This window comes from Gilliamella sp. Fer4-1 (genome assembly GCF_001690515.1).
GTDB lineage: Bacteria > Pseudomonadota > Gammaproteobacteria > Enterobacterales > Orbaceae > Gilliamella > Gilliamella apicola_C.
The window spans coordinates 1-6,363 of sequence record NZ_LZGZ01000038.1 but is presented as its reverse complement, the minus strand read 5'-3'; the positions used below and the strand labels follow the sequence as shown (position 1 = coordinate 6,363).

Here is a 6,363-nt window from a genome sequence, read left to right as displayed (position 1 = left end):
ATAAATATATTTATATAAAATTATCTATTTTATAAACGATAGTTTAGAAGCAATATTTAAGAGCCACTACATGTTTCAATTTATTTTAAAACGGTTAGGTGTACTTATCCCGACTTTTATCAGCATTACACTGCTGACTTTTATTTTCGTTCACCTTATTCCTGGTGATCCGATTACGATACTTGCAGGAGAGCGAGGTTTAACACCAGAACGCCATGCTGAACTAATAACACAATTTGGTTTAGACAAACCACTGTATGAGCAATATTTTCAATACATTATAGGCATGTTTCATGGCGATTTAGGCATCTCTTTTAAAAGCCAAATTCCAGTATGGGATGAATTTGTCCCCCGATTTAAAGCAACTTTTGAGCTTGGATTTTGCGCAATGTTGTTTGCAATTAGTTTTGGGATTCCAATTGGCGTGCTTGCAGCAGTAAAACGCGGTTCAATATTTGATCATACAGCGATCGGGTTGTCTTTAACGGGTTATTCCATGCCAATTTTTTGGTGGGGAATGATGCTCATTACGTTAGTTTCTGTGCATTTAAATTTAACTCCGGTATCAGGTCGTGTTAGTGATATGCTTTTCTTAGACGAAAGTAAACCTTTAACCGGATTTATGTTAGTTGATACTTTATTATGGGGTGAAAAAGAAGATTTTATAGACGCAGTTACTCACTTAATTTTACCTGCCATTGTATTAGGTACCATTCCATTAGCGGTCATTGTCCGCATGACCCGTTCTTCTATGTTAGAAGTGTTGAGTGAGGATTATATTCGAACAGCACGAGCTAAAGGCGTTAGTCGAATGCGAATCATCCTTATTCATGCATTACGCAATGCGATGATCCCTGTGATGACTGTCATCGGTTTACAAGTTGGTACAATGCTTGCTGGTGCAATATTGACCGAAACCGTCTTTTCATGGCCAGGAATTGGTCGTTGGTTAATTGAAGCGCTACAACGTCGAGATTATCCCGTAGTGCAAAGTGGTGTTTTACTTGTTGCGGTCATGATTATTTTGGTGAATTTATTAGTTGATATGTTGTACAGCGTTATCAATCCGCGTATTAGACATAAATAAGAGTGTGTTTACAGATGAATAAACAGGTTATTACTGAATCGACCAATACGAAAGACATCAGTTTGGTTGAGCCTAAGCCATTAACGCCTATGCGTGAGTTCTGGTTTTATTTTTCAAAAAATAAAGGCGCTGTCGTTGGATTAGCCTTTATTATTATTGTTGTTTTACTCGCTATTTTTGCTAATTTAGTTGCACCACATTCTCCTTCTGAACAATTTAGAGATGCCTTATTAGCGCCACCTGTTTGGATGAAAGATGGTAGCTGGCAATTTATTTTAGGAACAGATGATGTGGGGAGAGATATCTTATCGAGGCTCATTTATGGTGCTCGTTTATCTTTATTAGTTGGTTGCTTGGTCGTCATCATCTCATTGATTTTAGGGATTACAGTAGGATTGATTGCCGGTTATGTAGGTGGTTTTTTAGACAACATCATTATGCGTGCTGTCGATATCATGCTTGCTTTACCCAGTTTATTACTTGCACTTGTTTTAGTTGCGATATTTGGTCCATCGATTGTTAATGCCTCAATCGCATTAGCTTTTGTTGCGTTACCTCATTATATCCGTTTAACCCGCGGAGCAGCGCTTGCTGAAATTAATAAAGACTATGTGATTGCCTCCCGAGTTGCTGGGGCTGGTGCTTTACGGCAGATGTTTATAAATATTCTGCCAAACTGTTTAGCACCATTAATTGTGCAAGCTTCATTAGGATTTTCAAATGCGATTTTAGACATGGCGGCATTAGGTTTTTTAGGTATGGGTGCACAACCACCAACCCCTGAATGGGGAACAATGCTTGCTGACGTATTGCAATTTGCACAATCTGCATGGTGGGTAGTCACCTTTCCGGGATTAGTAATTTTAATGACAGTGTTAGCTTTCAACTTAATGGGAGATGGTTTGCGAGACGCACTGGATCCTAAATTGAAGCAGTAATGGAGATACAGTCATGGCACTATTAGAAGTAAAAGAATTATCTGTTCAATTTGGTGGATTTAAAGCGGTAGACCACATTAGTTATGACGTTGAACAAGGGCAAGTTGTTGGCATTGTGGGTGAATCAGGCTCAGGAAAGTCAGTGAGTTCACTCGCCATAATGGGATTAATTGATTTTCCAGGTAAAGTCAATGCCAATGCATTATATTTTGATGGTAAAGACCTGCAACAAATCTCAACCAAAATGCGTCGTAAAATTGTAGGTGCAGATGTGGCAATGATCTTTCAAGATCCGATGACGAGCTTAAACCCATGTTTTACCATAGGTTACCAAATCATTGAAACCTTGAAAATTCACCAAGGTGGCAGTAAAAAAGCACTCAAAGCAAGAGCGATTGAATTGCTTAAATTAGTGGGTATTGCTGATGCAGAAAATCGATTAAATGTTTATCCGCATCAGTTATCTGGTGGCATGAGCCAACGCGTCATGATCGCAATAGCCATTGCATGTAACCCAAAGCTCTTAATTGCTGATGAACCAACAACCGCGCTTGATGTTACAATTCAAGGGCAAATTATCGAGTTATTGCTTGAGTTGCAACGCAAAAATAACATGGCATTAGTTCTTATTACACACGACTTAGCGCTAGTTTCAGAAGCGGCACAAAAAATTATTGTGATGTATGCTGGACAAGTCGTTGAAATAGGTGATGCTGAAATCATCTTTAAAAAACCATTACATCCTTACACACAAGCATTATTACGCTCGCTGCCAGAATTTACGCAAGACAAAGAACGATTAGCATCATTAGCGGGTGTCGTTCCAGGAAAATATGATCGGCCAACGGGCTGTTTACTCAATCCGCGTTGTCCTTATGCTACCGAACGCTGTTATACCGAAGAACCCGCATTAATGAGTTATTCTGCAACTAGAAAAGTAAAATGCCATTATCCATTATCAAGCGAAGGGATACCACAATATGAACAATAATATGGAAAATAAACAATTACTGCTTGATGCCCGAAACCTGACAAAATATTATCATGTTAAAACGGGATTCTTTTCTGAAGCTAAACAAGTTAAAGCCGTTGACGGTGTATCTTTTACATTAGGTAAAGCCAAAACACTGGCGATTGTTGGTGAATCGGGTTGTGGTAAATCCTCATTAGCAAGATTATTGACCATGATCGAAAAACCCACATCAGGAGAACTTTATTTTAAAGATCAGAATCTATTGGATGATGATCTGCAAGCTAAAAAATTGCGTCGCCAAAAGATCCAAATTGTTTTCCAAAATCCATACTCATCACTCAATCCACGCAAAAAAATCGGTTCCATATTAGAAGAACCGCTAATTATCAATACCGATTTAACAGCCAATGATCGTAAAGCAAAAGTACTATCAATGATGAAAAAAGTTGGGTTAAAAGAAGAGTTTTATAATCGTTATCCACATATGTTTTCAGGGGGACAACGTCAACGCATTGCTATCGCAAGAGGTTTAATGCTTGATCCTGAAATAGTGGTTGCTGATGAGCCCGTTTCAGCACTAGATGTTTCTGTGCGTGCACAAGTGCTAAATCTGATGATGGATCTACAGCAAGATCTAGGTTTATCTTATGTTTTTATTTCTCATGACCTTTCGGTTGTTGAACATATTGCTGATGACGTAATGGTGATGTATTTAGGGCGTTGCGTTGAACAAGGGCGGAAAGATGAAATCTATCGTAACCCTGAACATCCATACACTCAAGCGCTATTATCAGCAACACCAAGATTAAATCCAGATCTTAGACGAGATAGAATCAAATTAGAAGGGGAATTACCAAGTCCTCTTAATCCTCCTTTGGGTTGTGCTTTTAATGCTCGGTGCCGTTTAGCATTTCCACGTTGCACAATTGAACAACCGCAACTTATTAATTATAACGAACATAAAATTGCTTGTTTCTGTATAGAGGAAAAAAATAATAATGGATAATAAAAGTGACAGTTAATTCTGTCACTAAATTCTATAATAAACCTACTTATTGTATTTTTCTTACTTACATAGAAATTGCCGATTGTTATATGTGAATGCCAAATCGATTAAAAAATATTGCCTCAAACTTATTAAGTAATAATGCTGAGAGCTGGATGAGTAAAACAAGCTCAATCTTTAAAACTTTTTACTACGCAATTTATTCCACACTCAATACCTAGTGATACGGCAACATAAACATAATACAATAGTAAAAATTAAAAAATAGCAATTGATTATAAAAACAGCCCAAACTAACAAAGCTTGGGCTGTTTGCTTAATCACGCTTTAAACGTGATCCAAGGTTTAAGTTTTACCACAGACTGAATTAGATCAGCATTTTCTTGCGATTCGATTACTGGCGTAATCGGTTTATAGGCAGCAGGAGCTTCTTCACGTAGACGTTCCTCTTTTAAGGTAACACATTGCCATGGCAAATTAACCTTATCAGTCACCACTTTTTTGCTACGCATTGATTGCCGTCTTTCAGCTCTACCCGCACCATGCGAGCAAGACCATAACCAATCTGAATTCCCTTTACCAACCGCCACATAAGAGTAATCGCCCATCGAGCCGGGAATTAATACGATTTCCCCTTGGTTAGCTGGCGTTGCTCCTTTGCGGTGAATATTCATGCCATGCTCAGGTAAAATAATATTATGCGAAATATCCACGATTAACTGACTATTATCGTGTTTAAAAATCGCCATGAATTCTTTACGTATCAATTCCGTGATAACAATTCGGTTGATCCAAGCATAACGTGCTGCAACGCCCATAGCTTGCAAGTAATTTTGAGCATTATCATCGGCCAAACCAAATAATCCTGATGTTGGATATTTTTCGTTTACTGGCCATAATTCTTTGGCTTTATCTTGCCAACGCTTGCCAATATAAAATCCCACATCTCGTGAACCAGTATGAATCATTATCACAACAGCATCTTTCTTTAGCCCCATTTGATAAGCTAAGTATCGATCTAGGATTTCATCAACAATTTGTAACTCAACAAAATGGTTACCTGAACCAACGGTACCTAAGCTTGCTGGACGGATAATACTGCGTGACTCAAAAAAGGCTTCTGGCGCGTATTTGCTATCGGCAGTGATTAACGTCTGTCCTGATATTTGATTAATTTCGGCAAGTAATCGCTTAACATTAACCTCTTGCCACAAACCTTGTTGTGGTAATGCTGCAATCCATTCTGCGATTCCTTGATCAAACAACGCTTGAAAGGATTGTGGCGTAACAGGAACATCTCGCTCATCTTGCAATAATACACGTTTTAGTTGCGCAATAATTGTTGATTTTTGGCCATGCACTTGATCATAACTTAAGCCCGTTGTTAAAAGTCGCATACCACAGTTAATATCAGTGCCAATAGCTGCTGGAATAATTAAATCTTCCGTTGTTGCCACAATACTGCCCACTGGCGCAATTGCACCTGGGTGAAAATCGGGAGTAGCTCGAGCGGCACACACGTGTCCTAAGCTATTAGGTACCTTGACCGATGCAAAATCCAGTAACTGCTTGACAGCTTTTTCTTCTAAAGGTAAAGCCTGCGGTAATAAAACTTGAGCGGTCGTATTTTGTTGATTAAAAGTATAAATATCATTATAAAAATGACTTTCAATCCCTAGTCGGGATAAACGTTTTTGTAAACGGGTAAATGTAGACATCATTGCCACCTAGAAAACAATAAAAAACGGTCTCCTCTGTTAAGAAGATAATTACTGTTTTCCTGCAGCAGCACGATTCAGGAAAGCGCATTTATTCTATACAAAAAATAACAAATTGTAAAGTTGTCAGTAATTATTAATTTTTTTTGCAAATTAAACAACATCTTTTTGACTTAGTAAAGCCAATATAATTAAGTAATAACATACGTCTTTAGTCGAGGCCGAAAAGTTTTTCTTCTTATATCATAGTATTAACAGAAAAAGTAACTAATTTTAGTTTACCTATTATCTATTTGGTGTAAAAAAGATTCAATATAATCACAACAATTAGTTAAACCATATCGATTTAACGAATCATGTGCTTGATAGGCTTGATTATGTTATCTCACAATCTATTGTCGAAGGATATCTATTGAGTCGTTGAACTACCTTTTTTTATTTTTTCCAACTTGGAATAATACGAAAATCGGGTATCATACCTTCCTAGAAAAGTGGTTATAATGCATCGCAGTCGTTAAACTGTGGTGGTGCGAAGTAGCGAGTATAAATCACCTTTCTATTGTCTTCACTTCACCGAGTTTAAAATTGCACCTCATGTTTTAATCCAAGAAAATTACAATAAAAACCAAAATAGGTAAACT

5 protein-coding genes are annotated in these 6,363 nt (G+C 37.6%); 4 read left to right on the top strand and 1 reads right to left on the bottom strand.

Annotated elements, in window-relative coordinates; translation table 11 throughout:
• Positions 1–70: 70 nt before the first annotated feature.
• Genes dppB through A9G30_RS01405 form a run of 4 tightly spaced genes read left to right on the top strand, consistent with a single transcriptional unit; the run spans position 71 to position 4,004 of the window.
• Positions 71–1,087, top strand: a complete 1,017-nt coding sequence (gene dppB / locus A9G30_RS01420) for a dipeptide ABC transporter permease DppB (protein ID WP_065581538.1) — start codon at positions 71–73, stop codon at positions 1,085–1,087.
• Between the two features lie 14 nt (positions 1,088–1,101).
• Complete coding sequence (gene dppC / locus A9G30_RS01415) at positions 1,102–2,025, top strand: dipeptide ABC transporter permease DppC (protein ID WP_081295531.1); 924 nt, start codon at positions 1,102–1,104, stop codon at positions 2,023–2,025.
• 13 nt (positions 2,026–2,038) lie between these two features.
• The gene (gene dppD, locus A9G30_RS01410) at positions 2,039–3,016 is read left to right on the top strand and encodes a dipeptide ABC transporter ATP-binding protein (protein ID WP_065587806.1); all 978 of its coding nucleotides are present in this window, start codon (positions 2,039–2,041) and stop codon (positions 3,014–3,016) included.
• A complete protein-coding gene (locus A9G30_RS01405; RefSeq protein WP_065587805.1) occupies positions 3,006–4,004 on the top strand; it encodes a peptide ABC transporter ATP-binding protein in 999 nt (332 codons plus the stop codon). The genes dppD and A9G30_RS01405 overlap by 11 nt, the downstream gene beginning before the upstream one ends.
• Before the next feature lie 320 nt (positions 4,005–4,324).
• Here the strand turns inward: A9G30_RS01405 and A9G30_RS01400 are convergent, their stop codons facing one another.
• On the bottom strand, positions 4,325–5,722 hold the full coding sequence (locus tag A9G30_RS01400) for an RtcB family protein (protein ID WP_065587804.1): 1,398 nt from the start codon (positions 5,720–5,722) through the stop codon (positions 4,325–4,327).
• Positions 5,723–6,363: the final 641 nt, after the last annotated feature.